Annotated in this window: 2 protein-coding genes; both read left to right on the plus strand. The window is 74.7% G+C overall.

Features of this window, described 5'->3' with window-relative positions:
• Window positions 1–6: 6 nt before the first annotated feature.
• Window positions 7–15012, plus strand: a complete 15006-nt coding sequence (locus tag PV734_RS03485) for a type I polyketide synthase (protein ID WP_319288728.1) — start codon at window positions 7–9, stop codon at window positions 15010–15012.
• Window positions 15013–15093: 81 nt separating this feature from the next.
• Window positions 15094–26877: an SDR family NAD(P)-dependent oxidoreductase gene (locus tag PV734_RS03490; protein ID WP_319288729.1), complete on the plus strand. Its 11784-nt coding sequence runs from the start codon at window positions 15094–15096 to the stop codon at window positions 26875–26877.
• The last annotated feature ends 18 nt before the right edge of the window (window positions 26878–26895 follow it).

The following is a 26895-nucleotide window of genomic DNA, read 5'->3' on the forward strand; positions in this document are numbered from 1 at the left end:
GCGACGATGCCGGACGAACAGAAGCTTCTTGAGTACCTCAGGCGGGCGACCGCGGACCTCGGACAGGCGCGTCAGCGGCTGCGCGAGGAGGAGGACGCCAGGCACGAGCCGATCGCGATCGTCTCGATGAGCTGCCGGTATCCGGGCGGCGCCGACACGCCCGAACAGCTGTGGGACATGGTCTCCTCCGGCACCGACGCCATCTCCGAGTGGCCGGCCGACCGGGGCTGGGACACGGCCAACCTCTACGACCCGGACCCGGACCGGCCCGGCACCTCCTACACCCGGCACGGTGGATTCCTGCACGAGGCCGGGGAGTTCGACGCCGCGTTCTTCGGCATGTCGCCGCGCGAGGCCCTCGCCACCGACCCGCAGCAGCGACTGCTCCTGGAGACCTCCTGGGAGACGCTGGAGCGCGCCGGCATCGACCCGGCGGCCCTGAAGGGCACGGCGACCGGCGTCTTCGTCGGCGCCATGACCAACGGCTACGGCGACGGCTCACGCGACCAGTCCGACGTCCAGGGCCTGCTCCACACCGGAACCGCGGGCAGCGTGATCTCCGGCCGGATCTCCTACACCCTGGGCCTGGAGGGCCCGGCGGTGACCGTCGACACGGCGTGCTCGTCCTCGCTGGTCGCTCTGCATCTCGCGATACGGGCGCTGCGCTCCGGCGAGTGCGACCTCGCCTTCGCCTGCGGCGTCACCGTCATGCCGCACCCCGACCCCTACGTCGCCTTCAGCCGTCAGCGCGCCCTGGCCCCCGACGGCCGCTGCAAGGCCTTCGCGGCCGGGGCCGACGGCACCTCGTGGTCCGAGGGCGTCGGCGTGCTGCTGGTGGAGCGGCTGTCCGACGCGCGCCGTAACGGTCATCGGGTGTTGGCGGTGGTGCGTGGCAGTGCGGTGAACCAGGACGGGGCGAGCAATGGTCTGACCGCGCCGAACGGTCCTTCGCAGCAGAGAGTCATCCGGGCGGCGCTGGCCGACGCCCGGCTGCTGCCCGGTGACGTGGACGCGGTGGAGGCGCACGGCACGGGGACGCGGCTGGGGGATCCGATCGAGGCGCAGGCGTTGCTGGCGACGTACGGCCAGGACCGGCCTGCCGACCGGCCGCTGCTGCTGGGCTCGTTGAAGTCGAATGTCGGGCACACCTCGGCCGCTGCCGGGGTGGGCGGGGTCATCAAGATGGTGGAGGCGATGCGGCACGGGGTGCTGCCCCGGACGCTGCACGTGGATGCGCCGAGCCCGCAGGTCGACTGGTCGGCGGGCGCGGTGGAACTCCTGACCGAGGAGCGTTCCTGGCCCGCCGACCCCGACCGACCCCGTCGCGCCGCCGTGTCCGGGTTCGGGGTGAGCGGCACCAACGCCCACGTGATCCTGGAAGAGGCGCCGCCCGCCGAGGACAGCACCCCCGCCGAAGTCCCGGAGACCGGCGCCCCCTTGCCGCTGGTGCCGTGGATCCTCTCCGCGCGCGGAGAGGACGCGCTCACCGAGCGGGCCCGGCAGCTGCTCTCCCTTGTCGAGGCGGAGCCCGGCCTGAGCCCCGGCGCCGTCGCACGGGCCCTCGCCACCGGCCGTACGCCGATGGAACACCGCGCCGTAGTGGTCGCGGGCGACCGGGACGCCTTCCGTACGGGACTCACCGCACTGGTGACCGGGAGCGAGGCAGCCAACGTGACCCGCGGTCTCGCGGGACCCGCAGGGCGTACCGTGTTCGTCTTCCCCGGCCAGGGATCCCAGTGGACCGGCATGGCGCTCGAACTGCTCGACTCCTCACCGGTCTTCGCCGCCCGCATGGCCGAATGCGAACAGGCTCTGGCCCCACACGTCGACTGGTCCCTGACCGAGGCGTTGACCTCCGCGACGGCCATGGAACGGGTGGACGTGGTCCAGCCGGTGCTCTGGGCCGTGATGGTCTCGCTGGCCGCGCTCTGGCGCTCCGCCGGGGTGGAGCCGGATGCCGTCCTCGGCCACTCGCAGGGCGAGATCGCCGCGGCCGTCGTCGCCGGGGCCCTCACCCTGGAGGACGGCGCCAAGGTCGTCGCCCTGCGCAGCCAGGCGATCGTCACGCTGGCCGGACGGGGCGCGATGGCCTCCGTGCCGCTGCCGCCGGGGGAGTTGACCGACCGGCTCGCCCAGTGGGACGGCCGGCTCTCCGTCGCCGCCGCCAACGGCCCGGCCGCCACCGTGCTGTCGGGCGACACCGAGGCGATCGACGGCATCGTGGCCCAGCTCCAGGCCGAGGACGTACGGGCCCGTCGCATCCCCGTCGACTACGCCTCACACTCCGCGCACGTCGAGGAGATCCGGGAGCGGATCCTGGAAAGCCTCGCGGACATCGAGCCGGTGACCGGCCGGGTGCCGTTCTTCTCCACCGTGGACCTGCGCTGGCAGGACGCCGCCGCGCTGGACTCCGAGTACTGGTACCGCAACCTGCGCCGGACGGTGCGCTTCGAGGAGGCCACCCGGACCCTCCTCGCCCAGGGCTTCCGGTACTTCGTCGAGTCCAGCGCCCATCCGGTGCTCACCGTCGGCATCAGCCAGACGGCCGAGGCCGAGGAGTCCGACGCCGTCGCCGTCGGCACCCTCCGCCGGGACCAGGGCGGCCTGGACCGCTTCCTGCTCTCCCTCGCCGAGGCCCACACCGGCGGACTCGCGCCGGACTGGGACACCCTGCTCGCCGGGCACCCGACCGACGCCGTGGACCTGCCCACGTACCCCTTCCAACGACGCAGGTACTGGCTGGAGCGCCCTTCGGTCGAAGCGGAGGGCGCGGTCGCCGACCCCGCGGACGCGGCCTTCTGGAAGAGCGTCGGCGGGCAGGACCTCCCGGCGCTCGCCACCACGCTCGGCGTCAGCGCCGACGACCCGCTGACCGTCGTACTGCCCGCCCTGGCCGACTGGCGCAGACGGCGCGACGAACGCGCGACCGTGGACTCCTGGCGCTACCGGATCGACTGGCGGCCCCTCGCCGACGCCCCGGCCGGCCGCACCGCCACCCTGACCGGCACCTGGCTGGTCGCCGTCACCGACGGCACGGACGCGGACCCGTCGCGGGAAGCCGTCCTCCGGGCGCTCCGCGAGGCCGGAGCCGTCCCCGTACCGGTCGTCCTGACCGAGGCCGACACGGACCGGACCGCGCTGACCGTACGTCTGTCCGAGGCGGCGGCAGCCGGGCCGGGCCCGGTTTCCGGCGTCCTCTCCCTCGTCGCCCTCGACGAACGCCCGCACCCCCGTCACCCCCACCTCCCCCTCGGAACCGCGCTCACCCTCACCCTCGTACAGGCACTGGGCGACAGCGGGGTCACCGCACCCCTCTGGTCCACCACCCGGGGAGCGGTCACGACGGGCCGCGACGACGCGGTGACCAGCCCCGGACAGCACCTGGTGTGGGGCCTGGGCCGATGCGCCGCGCTGGAGCACCCGCAGCGCTGGGGAGGTCTCGTCGACCTGCCCGACACGCTCGACGAGCGCACCGCCGCCCGGCTGTGCGGCATCCTCGCCGGCCGGACCGACGGAGCCGGCGAGGACCAGGTCGCCCTACGCCACTCCGGCACATACGGCAGACGGCTGGTCCGCGCGGCCCCCGCCGCGCCCGTCGGCACCGACGCCTGGCAGCCGCGCGGCACCGTCCTGGTCACCGGCGGCACCGGCGGTGTCGGCGCGCACCTCGCGCGCAGGCTGGCCGAGGGCGGCGCCGAACACCTCGTGCTGGTCGGGCGCCGGGGCGCCGACGCCCCCGGCGCGGCCGACCTGGCCGCCGAGCTGACCGCGCTCGGCACCAGGGTCACCGTCGCCGCCTGCGACGTCGCCGACCGCGACCGGCTCGCCGACCTGGTCGCCGGGCTCGAACAGGACGGCTCCCGGATCAGGACCGTCATCCACGCCGCCGGCACCGGCCAACTCGTCCCGCTGTCCGACACCGACCCCGACGAGTTCGCCGGCATCCTCTACGCCAAGGTCGCCGGCGCGGAGAACCTCGACGCCGTCTTCGACCGGGACGACCTGGAAGCCTTCGTCCTGTTCTCCTCCATCTCCGGCGTCTGGGGCAGCGCCGACCACGGCGCCTACGCCTCCGCCAACGCCTACCTCGACGCACTCGCCGACCGGCGCCGCGCCCGGGGCCGCACCGCCACCTCCGTCGTGTGGGGCATCTGGGACCCCGAGGGCGGCGCGGGCATGGCGGCCAACCTCGTCGAGGAGCAGCTGCGCGGCCGAGGCATCCCCTTCATGGCCCCCCAGGTCGCGCTGACCGGCCTCCAGCAGGTCCTGACCGACGACGAGACCGTCGTCCTCGTCACCGCCGTCGACTGGGACCGCTTCGCCCCCGTCTTCACCTCGGCCCGGCCCAGCCCGCTCATCGGCGACCTGCCCGAGGTCCGCCGCGCACTCGCCGAGGAGACCGCCCCCGGCGAGGTCGGCGACGCGACCGCCTCCTCGTTGCGCGACCGGATGGCGGACCTGCCGCCGGCGGACCGCGACCGCCTGCTGACCGACCTCGTACGCGGTCACGCGGCAGGCGTACTGGGCCACGGGTCCGCCGACGCCATCGCCCCCGAACGCGCCTTCCGGGAGCTGGGCTTCGACTCGCTGACCGCCGTGGAGATGCGCAACCGGCTGAACGCGGCCACCGGCCTGCGCCTTCCGCTCACGGTCCTGTTCGACTACGCCTCGGCCGCCGCGCTCGCCCGGCATCTGCGCGAGGAACTCCTCGGCCCCGACACCGTCGCCCCGGCTCTGCCGGCCGTCCCCGCCCATGTGCGCGCCGACGCCGACGACCCGATCGCCATCGTCGCCATGAGCTGCCGCTACCCCGGCGACGTCCGGAGCCCGGAGGACCTCTGGCGGCTCGTCGACGAGGGCCGGGACGTCATCTCCGGGCTGCCCGCCGACCGGGGCTGGGACCTGGACGGCCTGTACGACACCGATCCCGACCGGCCCGGCACCACCTACAGCGCCGAAGGCGGATTCCTCTACGACGCCGGTCAGTTCGACCCCGCCTTCTTCGGCATCTCGCCGCGCGAGGCGCTGGCCATGGACCCGCAGCAACGACTGCTCCTGGAGACGTCCTGGGAGGCCCTGGAGCGGGCCGGTATCGACCCCGCCGCCCTGCGCGGGGGCCAGGTCGGCGTGTTCGCCGGTGCCGCCTACCAGGGCTACGGCGGCCTGAGCGACGTCCCCGAGGAGGTGGAGGGCCATCTCATCGCCGGTATCTCCACCAGCATCCTGTCCGGTCGTATCGCCTACACCCTCGGCCTCGAAGGTCCGGCCGTCACCGTCGACACGGCCTGCTCGTCCTCCCTGGTCGCCGTCCACCTGGCGGCCCAGGCACTGCGCTCCGGCGAGTGCACGCTGGCGTTCGCGGGCGGGGCGACGGTGATGGGCACCCCGCTGTCCTTCACCGGCTTCAGCAGACAGCGCGGCCTCGCCGCCGACGGCCGCTGCAAGTCCTTCGCCGCCGGCGCCGACGGCTTCGGCATGGCCGAGGGCATCGGACTGCTTCTGCTGGAACGGCTGTCGGACGCCCGCCGCAACGGCCACCCCGTCCTGGCCCTCGTCCGGGGCTCGGCGGTCAACCAGGACGGCGCCAGCAACGGGCTGACCGCGCCCAGCGGCCTGGCGCAGCAGCGGGTCATCCGCAGCGCGCTCGCCGGCGCGGGCGTCCCACCCGCCGAGGTGGACGTCGTGGAGGCGCACGGCACGGGAACGCGGCTCGGGGACCCGATCGAGGCGCAGGCGCTGCTGGCGACGTACGGCCAGGACCGTCCCGTCGACCGGCCGCTGCTGCTGGGCTCGCTGAAGTCCAACATCGGGCACAGCCAGGCCGCCGCGGGCGTCGCCGGGATCATCAAGATGGTCCAGGCGATGCGCCACGAGGTACTGCCCCGCACCCTGCACGCCGACGAGCCCACCCCCAACGTCGACTGGTCGGCCGGCGCCGTGGAACTCCTGACGGAGCCCAGGCCGTGGACCCGCAACGGCCACCCGCGCCGGGCCGGCGTCTCCTCCTTCGGACTCAGCGGCACCAACGCCCACGTGATCATCGAGCAGCCCCCCGAGCAGCCGAACGACGAGGAGCCGGACGACGCACCTGCGGGGAGCTCGCTCGGGGCCGCCGTGCCGTGGCCGCTCTCCGCCCGGACCCCGGAGGCGCTGCGCGAGCAGGCCGCGCGGCTGCACTCACGGCTGACGGACCGTCCGGAGCTGACGCCCGTCGACGTCGGCCACACGCTGGCCACCACCAGGTCCCCGTTCGAGCACCGTGCCGTCGTCGTCGGCACCGACCGCGACACCCTGCTGACCGGTCTGGCCGCACTAGCCGCCGGACAGAAGAACCCCGCCGTGGTGCGCGGCACCGCCACCACCCCCGGCCGGACCGTCTTCGTCTTCCCGGGCCAGGGTTCGCAGTGGGTGGGGATGGCGGTGGAACTGCTCGATACCGCTCCTGTCTTCGCGGCGCGCGTCGCGGAGTGCGAGCGGGCGTTGTCGCCGTATGTGGACTGGTCGTTGACCGCTGTGCTGCGCGATGAGCCAGGTGCGCCGGCGTTGGACCGGGTTGATGTGGTGCAGCCGGTGTTGTGGGCCGTGATGGTGTCCTTGGCGGCGCTGTGGCGGTCGTACGGTGTCGAGCCGTCGGCCGTGGTCGGGCACAGCCAGGGTGAGATCGCGGCCGCCGTGGTGGCGGGGGCGCTGTCGCTGGAGGACGGCGCCAAGGTCGTCGCCCTGCGCAGCCGGATCCTGACCGCACTGGTCGGCCGGGGCGCGATGCTCTTCGTCGCCCTCCCCGACCCGGACGTACGCGAACGCCTCGTGCCCTGGGGCGAGAAGCTGTCCGTCGCCGCCGTCAACGGGCCCTCCTCCGTGACCGTCTCCGGCGACCCGCAGGCCCTGGAGGAGTTCGGCGAGCAGCTGTCCGAGGACGGCGTGATGCGGTGGATGATCCCGGGCGTGACGTTCGCCGGGCATTCGCCCCAGGTGGACGAGTTGCGCCACGAGTTGCTGGACGCGCTCGCCGGGATCTCACCGCGCCGCTCCCCGATCGCCTTCTACTCCACCGTGACCGGGGAGGCCCTGGACACCACGGCCCTGGACGCCGAGTACTGGTACCGGAACCTCCGTGAGCCCGTGGAGTTCCACAAGACCGTCGCCGCGCTGATCGACGCCGGGCACGACACCTTCGTCGAGGCCAGCCCGCATCCGGTGCTGACCGTCTGGATCGAGCGGAGCCTGGAGGCCGCCGACGTCGCCGGACGCGTCACCGGAACCCTGCACACCGACCACGGCGGCCCCGACCGGTTCCTGACCGCGCTGGCCGGGCCGCACGTCCACGGCGTCCCGGTGGACTGGCGCGCCGTGTTCGCCGGCGCCGGCGCCCGCCCCGTCGAACTGCCCACCTACGCCTTCCAGCGGCAGCGGTACTGGCTGGAACCCACCGCCACGCACACCGAGGCAACCGGGACCCAGGGCAGTGCGCAGCCGGCCGACACCGCCTTCTGGGACGCCGTCGAGCGCGGCGACCTCCGCACCGTCGCGACCGCCCTGAACCTGCCGGACGAGGACGAGACCGCCCGCGACTCCCTGGGCGGTGTGCTCCCCGCACTCGCCGACTGGCAGCGCGGACGCCGAGGACGCGGCACCATCGACGGCTGGCGCTACCGCGTCACCTTCAAGGCCCTGCACCTCGCCCCCGGCACACCCGTCCTCACCGGCACCTGGTGGGTCGTCGTACCGGCGGGCGCGGCCACCGACCCGGTGGTGAAGGGCGCGCTACGGGCCCTGGAACGGCACGGCGCCTCGGCCGTACCCGTCGAGGTCGGCACCGCCGACGCCGACCGGGCCGTACTCGCCGCCCGGCTGGGCGCCCTGACCACCCCCGACGGCGGCGTGCTCTCCCTGCTCGCCCTCGCCGAGACCCCGTACGCCGACGGCTCCGCGCTGCCGACCGGACTCGCCCTCACCACCACCCTGCTGCAGGCGCTCGGCGACGCCGGGATCAACGCCCCGCTGTGGTCCGCCACCAGCGGCGCGGTGTCCGTCGGACGCTCCGACGCCCTCACCGCGCCGGCCCAGGCCACCCTGTGGGGGCTCGGCGCCGTGGCGGGCGTCGAGTACCCGGAACGCTGGGCCGGACTGATCGACCTGCCGGCCGACCCGGACGACCGCGCCGGCAGCCGGCTCGCGGCCGTACTGGCCGGCCTCGACGGCGAGGACCAGGTCGCCGTCCGGCCCTCCGGGGTCTACGGACGCAGGCTCGTCCGGGCCCTGCCTGCCGAGGCGACGACACCGGGCGGCTGGAAGCCCGAGGGCACCGTACTGATCACCGGCGGCACCGGCGCCCTCGGCGCCCACGTCGCCCGCCGGCTCGCCCGCACCGGCGCCCGGCACCTGCTGCTCACCGGCCGCCGGGGCCCCGGCACACCCGGCGCCGCAGAACTCGTCACCGAACTTGCCGACCTCGGCGCCGAGGCCCGGGTCGCCGCCTGTGACGCCGCCGACCCGGACGCGCTCGCCGCCCTGCTCGCCGACATCCCCGAGGACCGGCCCCTGCGCGCCGTCGTGCACGCCGCCGGCGTCCTGGACGACGGCGTCCTCGACACCCTCACCCCCGAACGGGCCGCCGCCGTCATGCGCCCCAAGATGGACGCCGCCCGCAACCTGGACACCCTCACCCGCGACCTGGACCTGACCGCGTTCGTCCTGTTCTCCTCGCTGGCCGGCACCCTCGGCGGCACCGGACAGGGCAGCTACGCCGCCGCCAACGCGTTCCTCGACGCGCTCGCCGAACAGCGACGCTCACTCGGCCTGCCGGCCACCGCCGTGGCCTGGGGCCTCTGGGCGGGCGACAGCGCCGCCGACTCCGCCCGCGAACGGCTCGTACGCAACGGCCTCCCGCCGATGGACTGCGAACTGGCCGTCACCGCCCTCGAACAGGCCCTGGACCGGGCCGAGAACAGGCTGGTGCTCTGCGACTTCGCCTGGGACCGCTTCGCGCCCGCCTACACCGCGCTGCGGCCCAGCGCGATCCTGCGTGACCTGCCCGAGGCCCGCGACATCCTGGCCGCCGCCGGAGCCGACCGGCAGGACACGGAAGGTGACTCCCTCGCCGGACGCCTCGCGGCACTGACCGCGCAGGAACGGCAGGAGGAACTGACCCGCCTGGTCCGCACCGAAGTCGCCTCCGTCCTCGGCTACGCCGACCCCGCCGGCATCGACCCCGACCGGGTCTTCAAGGACCTCGGCTTCGACTCGCTCACCGCCGTCGACCTGCGCAACCGCCTCTCCGAGGTCACCGGGCTGCGGCTGTCGGTGACCCTGGTCTTCGACCACCCCACGGTCACCGCCCTGGTGGACCACGTACGGTCCGAACTGGGCGGCACGGCAGTGGCACCGGCCTCGGCACCGGCGCTGTCCGGCTCACCGTCCGCGCCGTCCGCGCTGGTTGAGGAAGACGCCATCGCCGTCGTCGCGATGAGCTGCCGCTATCCCGGGGGAGTCACGACCCCGGAGGAGCTGTGGCGGCTGGTGACGTCGGGCTCCGACGCCATCACCGAGTTCCCCACCGGCCGTGGCTGGGACCTCGACGAGCTGTACGACCCCGACCCCGACAAGATCGGCCGGACCTACGCCCGCGAGGGCGGGTTCCTGCACGACGCGGACCACTTCGACCCGGCGTTCTTCGGTATCTCCCCGCGTGAGGCACTGGCCATCGACCCGCAGCAACGGCTGCTCCTGGAGATCTCCTGGGAGGCGTTCGAACGGGCCGGAATCGACCCGGCGACGCTGAAGGGCAGCCGGGCCGGGGTCTTCGTGGGCTCCAGCTACCGCGACTACGGCTCCCGCGTCCAGCAGCCCACCGAGGAGACCGAGGGCTACCTCGGCATAGGCAGCGCCGGCAGCGTCGCCTCGGGCCGTATCTCCTACACCTTCGGCCTGGAGGGCCCGGCGGTCACCGTCGACACGGCCTGCTCGTCCTCGCTCGTCGCCGTGCACCTCGCGGCCCAGGCGCTGCGCTCCGGCGAGTGCACCCTCGCGCTGGCCGGCGGTGTCACGGTGATGTCCACCCCCGGCGCGTTCATCGAGTTCAGCAGGCAGCGCGGACTCGCCGCCGACGGCCGCTGCAAGCCCTTCGCCGCCGCCGCCGACGGCACCGCCTGGGCCGAGGGCGCCGGCATGGTCGTACTGGAACGGCTGTCGGACGCACGGCGCAACGGCCACCCGGTGCTCGCCCTGGTGCGGGGCTCCGCGGTCAACCAGGACGGCGCGAGCAACGGGCTCACCGCACCCAACGGCCCCTCCCAGCAGCGGGTCATCCGCCAGGCACTCGCCTCCGCGGGGCTCGGCAGCGCCGACGTCGACGCGGTGGAGGCGCACGGCACCGGCACGCGGCTCGGCGACCCGATCGAGGCGCAGGCCCTGCTGGCGACGTACGGCCAGGACCGGCCCACCGACCGGCCGCTGCTGCTGGGCTCCCTCAAGTCCAACATGGGACACGCCCAGGCCGCCGCCGGTATCGCGGGCCTGCAGAAGATGGTGCTGGCCATGCGGCACGGGGTCCTGCCCCGGACCCTGCACGTCGATGCGCCGACCCCCTTCGTCGACTGGTCGGCGGGCGCGGTGTCACTGCTCACCGAGGACACCCCGTGGCCGGACAACGGCCGTCCGCGCCGGGCCGGGATCTCGTCCTTCGGCGTCAGCGGCACCAACGCGCACACGATTCTGGAACACGTGCCGGACGAGTACGTCGCGGACGGCGCGGCGGAGCCGGAGAACGCCGACGCGACCGGGACGGGCGACGACGGTGACGGGGTCGTCCTGCCCTGGCTGCTGTCGGCCCGTAGCGGGCCCGCTCTGAAGGCCCAGGCCCAGCGGCTGCTGGAACACGCCGACGCCCGTCCCGGCCTGCGCCCGGCGGACATCGCGTACACACTGGCCACCGCCCGCGGCACCTTCGAGTACCGGGGCACCGTCGTGGGCGACAGCCGCGAGGTGCTGATCGGCGGCCTGAAGGCCCTCGCCACCGCAGGCGACGCACCCGGCGTCACCCAGGGCACGGCCGTGGCGGGCAGGACCGCGTTCCTCTTCGCCGGACAGGGCAGCCAGCGCCCCGGAATGGGCGCCGAACTGTACGCCCGCCACCCCGTCTTCGCGGACGCCTTCGACGAGATCTGCGCCGAGCTGGACCCCCTGCTGGACCGGCCGCTGCGCGAGGTGGTCTTCGCCCCGGCCGGTTCGGACGCGGCGGCCCTGCTGGACCGCACGGAGTACACCCAGCCGGCCCTCTTCGCGGTCGAGGTCGCCCTCTTCCGGCTCGTCGAGCACTGGGGCGTGGTACCGGACCTGCTGCTCGGGCACTCGATCGGCGAACTTGCCGCCGCCCATGTGGCCGGGGTGCTGTCGGCGCCCGACGCCGCCGCGCTGGTCGCGGCCCGGGGCCGGCTGATGCAGGCACTGCCCGAGGGCGGCGCCATGGTCGCGCTGACCGCGTCCGAGGCGGAGGTCGCGGAGCTGCTGAGCCCCTACGAGGGCCGGGTCGCGGTGGCCGCCGTCAACGGTCCGGCCTCCGTCGTCGTCTCCGGCGACGAGGACGCCGTCCTCGACATCGCCGCACAGTGGCGTGGCCGGGGCGGCAAGGCCCGACGACTCACGGTCAGTCACGCGTTCCACTCGCCGCACATGGACGCCATGCTCGACGAGTTCCGGCGGGTCGCCGAGGGCCTGGACTTCCGGGCACCGCGCATCCCGCTGATCTCCGACGTCACCGGCGAACCGGCCACCCCCGAACAACTGAGTTCGCCCGAGTACTGGGTGCGCCACGTCCGGGAGGCGGTGCGTTTCCACGACGGCATGCGCTGCCTCGCCGCCGAAGGCACCGTGACCTACCTCGAACTCGGTCCCGACGGCTCGCTGACCGCCATGGGACGCGACTGCCTCGCCGACGACGACCGGTCCGAGTTCGGGGACCCGGCGGCCGCGGGCGAGCTCGTCCCGCTGCTGCGCAAGGACCGCAGCGAGACCCGGGCCGTCACCGACGCCCTCGCCCACCTGCACGTGCGCGGCACGGCCGTGGACTGGCCCAAGGTCATGGAAGCCACCGCCGCTGCCACCGGGACGGCCCGGCAGGTCGAACTGCCCACCTACGCCTTCCAGCGTGAGCGCTACTGGCTGGAGGCGACGGCAGCCGCCGGCGGTATGGCCGCCGCCGGGATCCTCCCGGCCGACCACCCGCTGCTCGGCGCCGCCGTCCCGCTCGCCGACACCGACGGAGTCCTGTTCACCAGCAGGCTCTCCGTACGCACCCACCCGTGGCTGGCCGACCACGGCGTCTTCGGCACCGCCCTGCTCCCCGCCACCGCCCTGCTGGAACTGGCGGTACGGGCGGGCGACCAGGTCGGCTGCGGCCAGGTCGAGGAACTCACCCTGGAGGCCCCGCTGGTGATCCCCGCCCGGGGCTCGGTGGCGCTGCAGCTCTCCGTCGGCGCCCCGGACGCCACCGGCGCCCGCCCGGTCAGCGTCCACACCCGGCCGGGGGACACGGACAACGCGGCGTGGACGTGCCACGCCCGGGGACTGCTCGTCCCCACCACCGAGGAGACCGAACCGGCCGAGTCCATGAGCTGGCCGCCGGCCGGAGCGGAACCCGTGGAACTGGACGGACTGTACGAGCGGTTCGCCGAGGGCGGCTTCGGATACGGGCCAGTCTTCCAGGGACTGCGCGAGGTGTGGCGGCTCGGCGACGAGGTGTACGCGGAGGCGGGCCTGCCGGCCGAACAGCAGGCCGAGGCCGCGAAGTTCGGGCTGCATCCCGCGCTCCTCGACAGCGCCCTGCACTCGCTGATCTTCGGCGTCCTCGAAGGAACCACCCAAGGATGGCTGCCGTTCTCCTGGAACGGCGTACAGCTGCACGCCTCCGGCGCCCGCGCCCTGCGCATCCGGCTGACGCCCGCGGGCAACAAGGCGGTATCGGTGCGGGCGACCGACACCGCCGGCCAACCGGTCGCCTCCATCCGGTCCCTGGTGCTCCGCCCGGTCAACCCCGACCAGGTACGCGCCGCCCGGACCGCCCACCACGACGACCTGTACCGCGTCGAGTGGCCCACGCTGCCCAGGCCGACCGCCGCCACCCCCGACGGGTGGGCCGTCATCGGCGCCGAGGCGACCGACTGGGCGGCACACGGCATCACTCGCTCCGCCCCCGACCTCCAAGCGCTGTCCCGCGCGGTCACCGGGGGAGCGGAGGGGACAGGGGGAGCAGGGGCAGCCGGGGGCGTCACCCCGCCCGCGGTCGTCCTCGCCCATGTCCCCGCCGCACCGGCCGGACTGGGACAGGCCGACGCCGTACGGCACGTGACCGGCCGCACGCTCGCCCTCGTACGGGACTGGCTCGCCGACGACACGTTCGCCGACGCCAAGCTCGTGCTCGTCACCCGGGGCGGGGTACCGGTGACGGCCGACGACGGTGCGCCGGACCTGACCCACGCCGCCGTGTGGGGGCTGGTGCGGTCCGCGCAGACCGAGAACCCGGGCCGCTTCGTCCTGGCCGACCTCGACGACGCCTCGCAGGACGCTCTCGTCTCCGCCGTCGCCGGCGGCGAGCCCCAACTCGCGCTGCGCGAGGGCCGGGCGCACATCGCCCGACTGGCCCGCGTACCCGCCGCCGAGCAACCGGAGACGCCCGACTGGGGGCGCCCCGGCACGGTTCTGATCACCGGCGGCACCGGCGCCATCGGCTCCGTGCTCGCCCGTCACCTGGCAGCCGTCCACGGGGTGAAGCGCCTGCTGCTCACCAGCCGCCGGGGACCCGCCGCCGAGGGCGCCGCCGACCTGGTCGTCGACCTCGCCGCACTGGGCGCCCATGCGGAGATCGTGGCCTGCGACGCCGCCGACCGGGACGCGCTGGCCCGGCTGCTCGGCTCACTGCCCGACGAGCATCCACTGACCGCCGTGGTGCACGCCGCGGGAACGATCGCCGACGGTGTCGTGGACGCGATGACGCCGGTCCAGCTGGACACCGCCCTGCGGCCCAAGGTCGACGCGGCCTGGAACCTCCACGAACTGACCGAGGGCATGGACCTGTCCGCGTTCGTCGTGTTCTCCTCCATCGCCGGAATCTTCGGCGGCATGGGGCAGGGCAACTACGCGGCGGCCAACTCCTTCCTGGACGCGCTGGCCCACCACCGCCGGGCACTCGGCCTGCCCGCCGCGTCGCTCGCCTGGGGCCTGTGGGCCAACAAGGGCGGCATGAGCGGCGGCCTCGACGAGGCCGACTTCCGGCGCATCGCCAGGGGCGGCATCATCGCCTTCTCCCCGGCCGAGGGCGCCGCCCTGTTCGACACGGCGACCGCCACCGGTGAGCCCGTCGTGCTGCCCCTGCGGCTCGACACCACCGCCCTGGCCGCCCAGACCGACGCCGGCGGCGTCCCCGTTCTGCTGCGCGGCCTCGTACGCCCGCCCGCGCGCCGCAGCGCGGCGGAGGGCGAAGCGGCACCGGACGCGGCCGACATGCTTCTGCGGACCCTCGCCGGACAGCCCGAGCACCGACGGGCACGCACCCTGCTCGACCTGGTGCGCGGGCACGCCGCCATCGTGCTCGGCTTCCCCGGTCCCGCCTCGGTCGACGCCGAACGAGGGCTGCTGGAACTGGGCTTCGACTCGCTCACCGCCGTCGAGCTGCGCAACCGGATCGGCGCCGCCACCGGCCTGAGGCTGCCCGCCACCCTGCTGTTCGACCACCCCACCTCAGGTGCCATCGCCCGCCAACTGGCCCTCGAACTCGCCCCCGACGACACCGGCCCCGACCCCGCCGACACGGCAGGCCTGGCCGAACTCGGCCTGCTCGAAGGCGCCCTGGACAGCGGCACGGCCGCACCGGAGCTGATCAACCGGCTCCAGGAACTGATCGGCAGGCTGCGCCCGGGAACCGGTGACGCGGCCGAGGACCGCCTGGAGGAGCGGATGGACACGGCCAGCGACGACGAGCTCTTCGAGTTCATCGACAACGAACTCGGCATGTCGTGAACCCCACGCCCACATCCGCGACCCGGCGACTCCCCACGCCCGGGCCCGCCCGCTCGAAGGCCCCGAAGGTGACGGTGCACAGTGACTGACGCCACGCTGAACGACGAAAAGCTCCGCGACTACCTCAAGCGGGTCGCCGCCGACCTGCACCGCACCCGGCGGCGGCTGCAGGAGGTGGAGGCCCAGCAGCAGGAACCGGTCGCCATCGTCGGCATGAGCTGCCGCTACCCGGGCCAGGTCGCCTCCCCGGAGGACCTGTGGCAGCTCGTCGCCTCCGGCACCGACGCGGTCGCCGGCTTCCCCGCCGACCGCGGCTGGGACCTCGGCGCCCTGCACGACCCCACCCGGGAACGCCCCGGCACGACGTACGCCGCCGAAGGCGGATTCCTCGACGGCGCCGCCGACTTCGACCCGGCCTTCTTCGGCATCTCGCCCCGCGAGGCCCTCGCCATGGACCCCCAGCAGCGGCTGCTCCTGGAGACCACCTGGGAGTCCTTCGAACGTGCCGGCCTCGACCCGGGCGGGCTGCGCGGCAGCGACACCGGCGTCTTCGTCGGCGTGATGTACCAGGACTACGCCCTGCGGCTGCGCCGGGTCCCCGACGACATCCAGGGGTACATCGGCAACGGCAACTCCGACAGCGTCGCCTCCGGCCGCCTCTCCTACACCTTCGGCCTGGAGGGCCCGGCGGTGACGGTGGACACCGCCTGCTCGTCCTCCCTCGTCGCCCTCCACCTGGCCGCCCAGGCCCTGCGCCGGGGGGAGTGCGGGCTGGCACTGGCCGGCGGCGCCATGATCATGTCGACGCCGGTGCCGTTCGTCGAGATGAGCCGCCAGGGCGGGCTCGCCGCCGACGGCCGCTGCAAGTCCTTCGCCGCCGGGGCCGACGGCACCGGCTGGGGCGAGGGCGTCGGCATGCTGCTCCTCGAACGCCTCTCGGACGCCCGCCGCAACAACCACCCCGTGCTCGCCCTGGTACGCGGCACCGCCGTGAACCAGGACGGCGCGAGCAGCCGCCTGACCGCCCCCAACGGGCCCGCCCAGCAACGGGTCATCAGGCGGGCGCTCGCCGACGCCGGGCTCACCGCCGCCGAGGTCGACGTGGTCGAGGCGCACGGCACCGGCACCCCGCTCGGCGACCCCATCGAGGCACAGGCGCTGCTGGCCACCTACGGCCAGGACCGGCCCGCCGACCGGCCCCTTCTGCTCGGCTCGCTGAAGTCCAACATGGGCCACACCCAGGCCGCGGCGGGCGTCGGCGGCATCATCAAGATGGTCATGGCGATGCGGCACGGGACGGTGCCGCCCACGCTGCACGCCGATCGGCCCACCCCGACGGTCGACTGGTCCGCCGGCGCCGTGGAACTGGTCACCGAGGCCGTGCCCTGGCCGGAGACCGGCGCCCCGCGCCGCGCGTCCGTGTCGTCCTTCGGCATCAGCGGCACCAATGGCCACGTCGTCCTCGAACAGGCCGGCACCGAGCCCGAGGCGGCTCCTCAAGGCGAGACCGACCCGTCCGACGCCACCGCCGAGCCCGGCCTCCCGGCCGCCCTGCCCTGGCCCGTCTCCGCCCGCAGCCGCGAGGCCCTGCGTGCCCAGGCCCGCCGCCTCGCCGCCCACCTCGCCGCCCACCCCGGACAGCGGCCCCTGGACGTCGGCCACGCCCTGGCCACGACCCGGGCCGCCCTCGAACACCGTGCCGTCGTCATCGCCGCAGACGAGGACGGGTTCCTGCGCGGTCTGCGGTCCCTGGCCGAGGACACCCCCGACCCCGGAGTGCCGCGCGGCACCGGCACCCCCGGCGCCGACACCGCCTTCGTCTTCCCCGGCCAGGGATCGCAGTGGACCGGCATGGCCGCCGAACTGCTCGACTCCGCCCCGGTCTTCGCGGAGCGGATCGCCGACTGCGCCCTCGCCCTCGCCCCCCACACCGACTGGTCCCTGACCGACGTACTGCGCGACGCCCCCGGCACCCCGCCGCTGGACCGCGTCGACGTGGTCCAGCCCGCGCTGTGGGCCGTGATGGTGTCGCTGGCCGCGCTCTGGCGGTCCTACGGCGTCGAACCGTCCGCTGTAGCGGGCCACAGCCAGGGCGAGATCGCCGCCGCCGTGGTCGCCGGAGCACTGTCCCTGGAGGACGGCGCCCAGGTCGTCGCGCTGCGCAGCAAAGCGATCGCCGCGCTCGCCGGCGCCGGCGGCATGGCGTCCGTACCGCTGCCGGTCGACGAGGTCCGCGCCCTGCTGACCGACGGGGACGGCCGCCTGTCCGTCGCGGCCGTCAACGGGCCCGCCTCCGTGGTCGTCTCCGGCGACCAGCAGGCGCTGGACCAGCTGATCGACCGACTCACCGCCCGCGACCTCCGGGTACGGCGCATCCCCGTGGACTACGCCTCGCACAGCGCCCACGTCGAGCGCATCCGCGACGAACTGCTCACTGTCCTGGCCGGCATCCGCCCCCGCCCCTCCGACATCCCCTTCTACTCGACCGTCACCGGCGAACCGTTCGACACCACCGGCCTGGACGCCGGCTACTGGTACCGGAACCTGCGGCAGACCGTCGAGTTCGAACAGACCACCCGCGCCCTGCTGACCGCCGGGCACCATGTCCTCGTCGAGGTCAGCCCGCACCCGGTGCTCACCGTCCCGATCGAGGAGACCGCCCGCGCGGCCGGGGCCGAGGAGGCCGTGGTCATCGGCACGCTGCGCCGCGACGACGGCGGCCGGGACAGGTTCCTCACCGCTGTCGGCGAGCTGTATGTGCACGGCGTACCCGTCGACTGGCGGGCCGCCTACGCCGGTTGGGGCACCCAACGGGCCGAACTGCCCACCTACGCGTTCCAGCGCAGCCGGTACTGGCTGGAGGACGCCGCCGCGCCCCAGGGCGACATGGCCTCGGCCGGCCTCGCCGCCGCCGACCACCCCCTGCTCGGCGCGGTCGTCGCCCTCGCCGACGGCGACGGCCTGCTTCTCACCGGCCGTCTCTCCACCCGCACCCACCCGTGGCTCGCCGACCACGCGGTCCAGGGCGCCGTCCTGCTGCCCGGCACCGCCTTCCTGGAGCTGGCGGTCCGGGCGGGCGACCAGGTCGGCTGCGGCCAGGTCGAGGAACTCACCCTGGAGGCCCCGCTCGTCCTGCCGACGGAGGGCGGCGTCGCCGTGCAGCTCGCCGTCGGCGCCCCCGACCGGGACGGGCGGCGCCCGCTGAGCCTGCACGCCCGCCCGGACGGCACGGACGACGTGCCGTGGACGTGCCACGCGCGGGGACTGCTGGTCCCGGCGGCCGGGGACCCGGCACGGGACGAGTCGGCGGCGTGGCCGCCGACGGGCGCCGAACCGGTGGAACTGGACGGACTGTACGAACGGTTCACGGAGGGCGGCTTCGCCTACGGGCCCGCGTTCCAGGGGCTGCGCGCGGCGTGGCGGTTGGGGGAGGAGGTGTACGCGGAGGCGACTCTTCCGCCGGAGCAGCGGGCGGAGGCCGCGCGGTTCGGGCTGCATCCCGCGCTCCTCGACGGCGCCCTGCACGCGACCGGCCTCGGTGAGGCCGCCGAGGGCCGGATGCCGTTCGCCTGGACCGGAGCCGTCCTCCACGCACAGGGCGCGACCGGTCTGCGGCTGCGGATCGCCCCCGCCGGACCGGACACGGTGTCGCTGAACGCCTTCGACCAGGCCGGACGGCCCGTCCTGACCGTCACGGGCCTCGCCCTGCGGCCGGTCGCCGCCGGCAACCTCATGGCCCCGGCCGCCGGCCGCCACCACGACTCCCTCTTCCGCCTCGACTGGACACCCGTCCGCGCGGTACCCGGCCCCACCTCGGCCTCCTGGGCGATCCTGGGCCCCGCCTCGGACACCCCGGACGTCAGCGCCTACGCGGACCTCACCGAGCTCCGGCAAGCCGGCGCCGATCTGCCGGAGTTCGTCCTCGCCGACCTCGGCACGGCCCCCGACGACCACGCCGAGGGGCTCGCCGACACCACCCGCACCGCCGTGCACGACACCCTCGCGCTCCTCCAGGACTGGCTCGCCGACAACCGGTTCACGGGGGCCCGGCTCGTCCTGGTCACCCGGGGCGCGATCGCGGCCCGGCCCGGCGCGGACGTGCCGAACCTGCCGCACAGCGCGGTATGGGGGCTGGTGCGCTCCGCGCAGACCGAACACCCGGACCGCCTCCACCTCGTCGACCTCGACCCGGACGCCGACGTGTCCGCCGCCCTCGCCGCCGTGCTCACCGCCACCGGCGAGACCCAGTTCGCCGTGCGCGGCACCGAGATCCTCGTACCGAGGCTGGCCAGGATCCCCGTACAGAACGACCCGGCGCCGACGCTGGACCCCGATCGCACCGTCCTGATCACCGGGGGCACCGGTCTGCTCGGCGCCCGCGTAGCCCGGCACCTCGTCAGCGAACACGGCGTACGGCATCTGCTGCTGACCAGCCGCAGTGGTCCCGAGGCCCCCGGCGCGGCCGAGCTGCGCGACGAACTCGCGGCGCTCGGTGCCGAGGTGAGCGTCGTCGCCTGCGACGCGGCCGACGAGGGACGGCTCGCGGAAGTCCTGGCGGACATACGGCCCGAGCATCCCCTGACGGCCGTGGTGCACACCGCCGGAGTACTCGACGACGGAGTGGTCTCCTCCCTCACCCCCGACCGCGTCGACACCGTCCTGCGGCCCAAGACCGACGCGGCGCTCAACCTGCACCGGCTCACCGCCGACATGGACCTGGCGGACTTCGTGCTCTTCTCCTCGGCCGCCGGCACCTTCGGCGGCCCCGGGCAGGGCAACTACGCGGCTGCCAACGCCTTCCTGGACGCCCTGGCCCATCACCGCCGGGCACAGGGCCGGGCGGGCCGGTCCATCGCCTGGACGCTGTGGGAGCGGCGCAGCGCGATGACCGGCCACCTCGGCGACGACGAGGTCCGCCGGATCGCCCGCTCGGGCCTGCCGCCCCTGACCGACGAGCAGGGTCTCGCTCTTCTCGACGCCGCACTCGCCGTGGACGAACCGCTCCTGGTGGCCCTCCGGCTGGACACCGCCGCGCTGCGCGCCCGGGCCGAGAGCGAACCCGTACCCCGTCTGCTGCACGGCGTGGTCCGGCTGCCCGCCCGCCGGCAGGCCGCCCTCGCCGCCGCCGACGATGACAGGAGCCCGTTGGCGGAACGGCTCGCCGCCCTGGACGCCCCGGGCCGCCGCCGCGAACTCCTCGACCTGGTGCGCGGTCAGGTCGCCGCCGTACTCGGCCATCCGACGCCCGAAGCGGTCGAGGCCGGCCGCGCCTTCCGGGACCTCGGTTTCGACTCGCTGGCCGCCGTCGACCTGCGCAACCGGCTGAGCAACGCCACGGGGCTGCGGCTGCCCGCCACCCTCGTCTTCGACCACCCGACCCCCGAGGTCCTCGCCGCCCACCTCGGCGGCGAACTGCTCGGCGCGGACACCGCCCGCCCGGCCGCCACCACCGGCCGCACCACCAGCGGTGGCGGCACGGCGGCCGAAGGAGACCCGATCGTCGTCGTCGCCATGGGCTGCCGCTACCCCGGCGGCGTCCGCTCGCCCGAGGACCTCTGGAACCTGGTCGCCGCCGGCACCGACGGCATCGACGCCTTCCCCGCCGACCGGGGCTGGGACCTGGACGCCCTCCACGACCCCGACACCGAGCGACACGGCACCTCGTACGCGCGCGAGGGCGGCTTCCTGTACGACGCGGGGGAGTTCGACGCGGGCTTCTTCGGTATATCCCCGCGTGAGGCCCTGGCGATGGACCCGCAGCAACGGCTGCTCCTGGAGACCTCCTGGGAGACGCTGGAACGTGCCGGCATCGACCCGACGACACTGCGCGGCAGTGCCACCGGAGTCTTCGTCGGGGTGATGCACCAGGACTACGCCGCCCGGCTGCTGCCCCACATCCCCGAGGAGGTCGAGGGCTTTCTCGGCGCCGGCAACTCGGGCAGTGTCGTCTCGGGCCGCGTCAGCTACGTCCTGGGCCTGGAGGGCCCGGCGGTGACCGTCGACACGGCGTGCTCGTCGTCGCTGGTGGCCCTGCATCTCGCGGTGCGCGCGCTGCGCTCCGGCGAGTGCGCCCTGGCCCTGGCCGGTGGCGTCACCATCATGTCCAGCCCCGAACTGTTCGTCGAGTTCAGCCGCCAGCGCGGGCTGGCCGCCGACGGCCGCTCCAAACCCTTCGCCGAGGCCGCCGACGGAGTCGGCTTCGGCGAGGGCGTCGGCATGGTGCTGCTGGAGCGGCTGTCCGACGCGCGTCGCAACGGTCATCGGGTGTTGGCGGTGGTGCGTGGCAGTGCGGTGAACCAGGACGGGGCGAGCAATGGTCTGACCGCGCCGAACGGTCCCTCGCAGCAGCGAGTCATCCGGGCGGCGCTGGCCGACGCCCGGCTGTCGCCCGGTGACGTGGACGTCGTCGAGGCGCATGGCACGGGGACCCGGCTCGGCGACCCGATCGAGGCGCAGGCCGTCCTGGCGACGTACGGCCAGGACCGTGAAGAGCCCCTGTGGCTGGGCTCGTTGAAGTCGAATGTCGGGCACACCTCGGCCGCAGCCGGGGTGGGCGGGGTCATCAAGATGGTGGAGGCGATGCGGCACGGGGTCCTGCCCCGGACGCTGCACGTGGACGCGCCGAGCCCGCAGGTCGACTGGTCGGCGGGCGCGGTGGAACTCCTGACCGAGGAGCGTTCCTGGCCCGCCGACCCCGACCGCCCGCGTCGCGCCGGAGTCTCCTCCTTCGGCATGAGCGGCACCAACGCCCACCTGGTACTGGAGCACCTGGCGGAAGACGAAGAAGGACCCGAGCCCGCCGCCGAAGGACACCCCGTCCCCTGGGTTGTCTCCGGCCACACCCCCGAGGCACTGCGCGCCCAGGCCGAACGGCTCGCCGACCACGCCGACGCCCGGCCGGACCACGGCGCCGCAGCCGTCGGCCGCGCCCTCGCCACCACCCGCACGCGCCACGACCACCGCGCTGTCCTCGTCGGAGACCGTGAGCGACTGACCGCCGGTCTCCGGGCGCTGGCCACCGACGCACCCCTGGCCACCGGGGCAAAGGGCACCGCTACCGCCGTAGGCCGCACCGTGTTCGTCTTCCCCGGACAGGGCGCCCAGTGGACCGGGATGGCACTGGAACTGCTCGACTCCTCACCGGTCTTCGCCGCCCGCATGGCCGCCTGCGAACGGGCCCTGGCCCCGCACGTCGACTGGTCGCTGACCGGTGTTCTGGCCTCCGCCCCGGACCTGGAACGGGTCGACGTGGTCCAGCCCGCCCTGTGGGCCGTCATGGTCTCGCTGGCCGAGGTCTGGCGGTCGTACGGGGTCGAGCCCGATGCCGTACTCGGCCACAGCCAAGGCGAGATCGCGGCCGCCGTCGTCGCCGGCGCGCTCACCCTGGAGGACGGCGCCAAGGTCGTCGCCCTGCGGAGCAAGCTGCTGCGAGCCGTCGCCGGGAACGGCGGCATGGCTTCGGTGGCCCTGCCCGCCGACCGTGTCCGCGAACTGCTCGCCCCCTGGGGCGAGAGGATCTCGGTCGCCGCGGTGAACGGCCCGCGCTCCACCGTGGTCGCCGGCGAGACCGTGGCGCTGACGGAACTGCTCGACGCCTGCGGGAAGGACGGTGTACGCGCCCGGCGCATCGAGGTCGACTACGCGTCCCACTCCGCCGGCATGGACACTCTCCGGGACGAACTGCTCGGCGTTCTCGCCGGTATCGCCCCCACCACGTCGGGCACCCGGATGTTCTCCACCCTGGAGGCCGACTGGATCGGGGGCCCCGAACTCACCGCCGAGTACTGGTTCCGCAATCTGCGGGGCACCGTCGAGTTCGAGCCCGCCGTCCGGGCCCTGACCGGCGCCGGATTCACCACCTTCGTCGAGTCGAGCCCGCACCCCGTGCTCGTCCCGGCCGTTCAGGAGGTACTGGAGGACACCGGGTCCACCGGAGTGGTGGTCGGCTCCCTGCGCCGCGACGACGGCGGCCAGGAGCGGCTTCTGCTCTCGCTGGGCGAGGCCCACGCCCAGGGCGTCCCCGTGGACTGGACCCCGGCCCTCGGCCGCACCGGCGGGACATCCCGGCCGGCGGACGCACAACCCCGGCCTGTGGACCTCCCCACGTACGCCTTCCAGCGCACCCGCTACTGGCTCGACGCCCCCGTCCGCACCGGTGACGTGGCCGCCGCCGGACTGGGTGCCACGGACCACGCGCTGCTGGGGGCGGCCGTGGAACTGGCCGACTCGGGGGAGCAGGTGCTCACCGGACGGCTGTCGACCAGGACACACCCCTGGCTCGCCGATCACGTCGTCTCCGGGACGAACCTGCTGCCCGGCACCGCCTTCCTCGAACTCGCCCTGCGCGCCGCGGACGAGGTGGACAGCACCCTGGTCGACGAACTGACCCTGCAGGCCCCGCTGATCCTCCCCGAACGGGACGCCGTCCACATCCAGCTGCGCGTCGGACCGCCCGACGCCGACGGCAGGCGCCTTCTCGGCCTGCACTCCCGGCCCGAGACCGACACGGGCGCGGACTGGATCTCGCACGCCACCGGAACCCTGGCCCCGGGCGACCGCTCCGACGGCCCGCCCGCGCCCGCCGCCTGGCCGCCGGCCGGCACCGAACCCGTCGACCTGGACGGAGTGTACGACCGCTTCGCCGAAGCCGGCTTCCGCTACGGCCCCGCCTTCCAGGGGCTGCGCGCAGCCTGGCGCGACGGCACCGACGTGTACGCGGAGGTCGCACTCGAACGGCAGTCGGACAGCGGCGGCTACCTTCTCCACCCGGCCCTGCTGGACGGCGCCCTCCAGGCGTCCGCGCTGCTCGGCGACCGGCCCGGCCCGGCCCGGCTGCCGTTCTCGTGGAACGGAGTCACCGCCCACGCCACCGGGGCGTCCGCCCTGCGGATCCGGATCGGCCCGGCCGGCCCCGACGCGGTGAGCCTGGACGCCTGGGACCCGACCGGGCAGGCGGTCCTGTCCGCCGAATCCCTGGTCCTGCGCCCACCGTCCGCCAACCTGTCGGCCGCGGCTGCCGCGAGCCGGGACGGGTTGTACCGCCTGGACTGGACCCCGGCCCCCGGCAGCGCCAGGACCACCGCCCCGCTCACCGGCTGGGTGTCCCACGACCACCCGGGCTCCGGCGCACCGACGGCGGTCGTCTGGACCTGCCCGGCCCGCACCCGCCCCGACGAGGCCGCCCGGGTCCGCGACACCGCCGCCGCCACCCTCGACGTCGTACAGCGGTGGCCCTCGGACCCCCGCTCGGGTGACGCCCCGCTCGTGGTCGTCACCCGCGACGCGGTCGCCACCGGGCCCGGCGGACACCCGGCAGACCCCGCGCAGGCCGCGGCCTGGGGGCTCGTCCGGGCCGCCCAGACCGAACACCCGGGCCGTTTCGTCCTGCTGGACCTGGACGACACCGCCGAGTCGGCGGACGCCCTGCCCCGAGCGCTCGGCTGGGCCCTCGGCGCGGGGGAGCCGCAGCTGGCCGTACGCGCCGGGAACCCGCTCGTGCCCCGGCTGGCCAGGTCGGGACGCTCCGGGACGCTCACGCCACCGCCCGGCGAACCGGCCTGGCGGCTGGACATCACCGGTGGGGGCAGTCTCGACGACCTGGCCCTCGTGCCCTCCCCGGAGGCGAGCGCCCCGCTGGCCCCCGGAGAGGTCCGGGTGGCCGTCCGCGCCGCCGGTCTGAACTTCCGGGACATCGGTGTCAGCCTCGGCCTCGCCCCCAACCAGCGGATCCTCGGCAGCGAAGGAGCGGGCACCGTCCTGGAGACCGGCCCCGGGGTTACGGATATCGCCCCCGGCGACCGGGTGTTCGGGGTCTTCGGCGGTGCCTTCGGCCCCGTCGCGGTCGCAGACCGGCGCGTCCTCGCCCCGATCCCGCCGGGTTGGTCCTACGCCCAGGCCGCCTCCGTACCGATCGCCTTCCTCACCGCCCACTACGGCCTGTTCGACCTGGGCGGCCTGAAGGCGGGGGAGACGGTCGTGGTCCACTCCGCGGCCGGCGGTGTCGGCATGGCCGCCGTCCAGCTCGCCCGGCACGCCGGAGCCGAGGTGTACGGCACCGCGAGCCCCGGCAAGTGGGACGTCCTGCACGGCCTCGGCTTCGACGACGCCCACATCGCCTCCTCCCGCACCCTCGACTTCGCCGACCGCTTCCTCGCCGAGACCGACGGACGTGGCGTCGACGTCGTACTGGACTGTCTGGCACGGGAGTTCGTCGACGCCTCCCTGCGGCTGCTGCCGCGCGGCGGCCGGTTCCTGGAGATGGGCAAGACCGACATCCGTGACGCCGACGCCGTGGCCGCCGCCCACCCCGGGGTCCGCTACCAGGCGTACGACCTGGCGGAGGCGGGCCCGGAGCGCATCGCGGAGACGCTCGACCTGATCCTCGACCTGTTCCGGCAGGGCGCCCTCACCCCGCTGCCGCTCACCTGCTGGGACGTGCGCCGGGCCCCGGAGGCGTTCCGATACGTCGGCCAGGCCCGGCACACCGGCAAGAACGTGCTGCTGACGCCCACCGCCCCGAACCCCGACGGCACCGCACTGATCACCGGTGGCACCGGAACCCTCGGCCGCCTGGTGGCCCGGCACCTCGTCACCGGACACGGGATCCGGCATCTGCTGCTGACCAGCCGCAGCGGTCCCGAGGCTCCCGGTGCGGCCGAGCTGTGCGACGAACTGGCCGCGCTCGGCGCCGAGGTGGGTGTCGTCGCCTGTGACGCCGCCGACCGCGACCGGCTCGCCGAGGTCCTGGCCGGCATATCCGCCGCGCATCCGCTGACGGCCGTGGTGCACGCGGCCGGTGTGCTCGACGACGCCGTGGTCTCCTCCCTCACCACCGACCGGCTGGAGCGCGTGCTGCGCCCGAAGACGGACGCGGCGCTGAACCTGCACGAGCTGACCCGCGACGACGACCTGGCCGCCTTCGTCCTGTTCTCCTCCGCCGCCGCCCTGCTCGGCGGTGGCGGCCAGGCCAACTACGCCGCCGCCAACGCGGCCCTGGACGCGCTCGCCGAGCGCCGCCGTGCCGAGGGACTGCCGGGTCTGTCCATCGGCTGGGGCATGTGGGAGGAACGCAGTGGTATGACCGGCCATCTCGGCGAGGTGGACCTACGGCGCATGAACCGCAGCGGGGTCACCCCGCTGACCTCGGCCGAAGGACTGGCCCTGTTCGACGCGGCTCTCCTGGCCGAGGACGCCTATCTGCTGGCCGCGCGGCTGGACACCGCCGCCCTGCGCGCCGGCGGCGGACAGGAGGTACCCGCACTGCTCAGCGGTCTGGTCCGGACTCCCCGTCGGCGGGTCACCGCGGCGAACGGCAACGGCGGTGGCAGCGGGGAGGCCGCGGGGCTCACGGACCGGCTCGCCCGGCTGTCCGAGGCGGACGCCCAGCGCACGCTCCTGGACCTGGTCCGCGGCCACGCCGCCGCCGTCCTCGGCCACCCGTCGCCCGAGCTGGTCCAGCCCACCCGGGCGTTCAAGGAACTCGGCTTCGACTCCCTCACCGGCGTGGAGCTGCGCAACCGGCTGTCGTCCGCGACCGGCGTACGGCTGCCGGCGGGCATGGTCTTCGACCACCCGACCCCCGAAGTACTCGCCCGCCACCTCGTCGCGACCACCGGCCGGCGCCGACAGACAGCGGCTCCCGCGCCCCTCGCGGAGCTGGACCGGTTCGCGGAACTGGTCGCCGGCCTCGCGCCGGACGCCCCCGACCGCGACCGGCTCTCCCAGCGGCTGCGCGAGGTGCTGGCCCGCCTCGAAGCCGCCGAACCCGACGGAGAGGAGAACGGCCGGGTCACCGCGGACCGCATCGAGTCCGCCACACACGACGAGATCTTCGACCTCATCGACAACCAGCTGGGCATCTCGTGACGCCCCGGATCCACGTAC

This window comes from Streptomyces sp. AK08-02 (assembly GCF_033795085.1).
Lineage (GTDB): Bacteria > Actinomycetota > Actinomycetes > Streptomycetales > Streptomycetaceae > Streptomyces > Streptomyces echiniscabiei.

Excerpts from the sequence above, each read along its gene's own strand:
- PV734_RS03485 (WP_319288728.1), top strand. The coding sequence starts at position 7 with ATGCCGGACGAACAGAAGCTTCTTGAGTACCTCAGGCGGGCGACCGCG.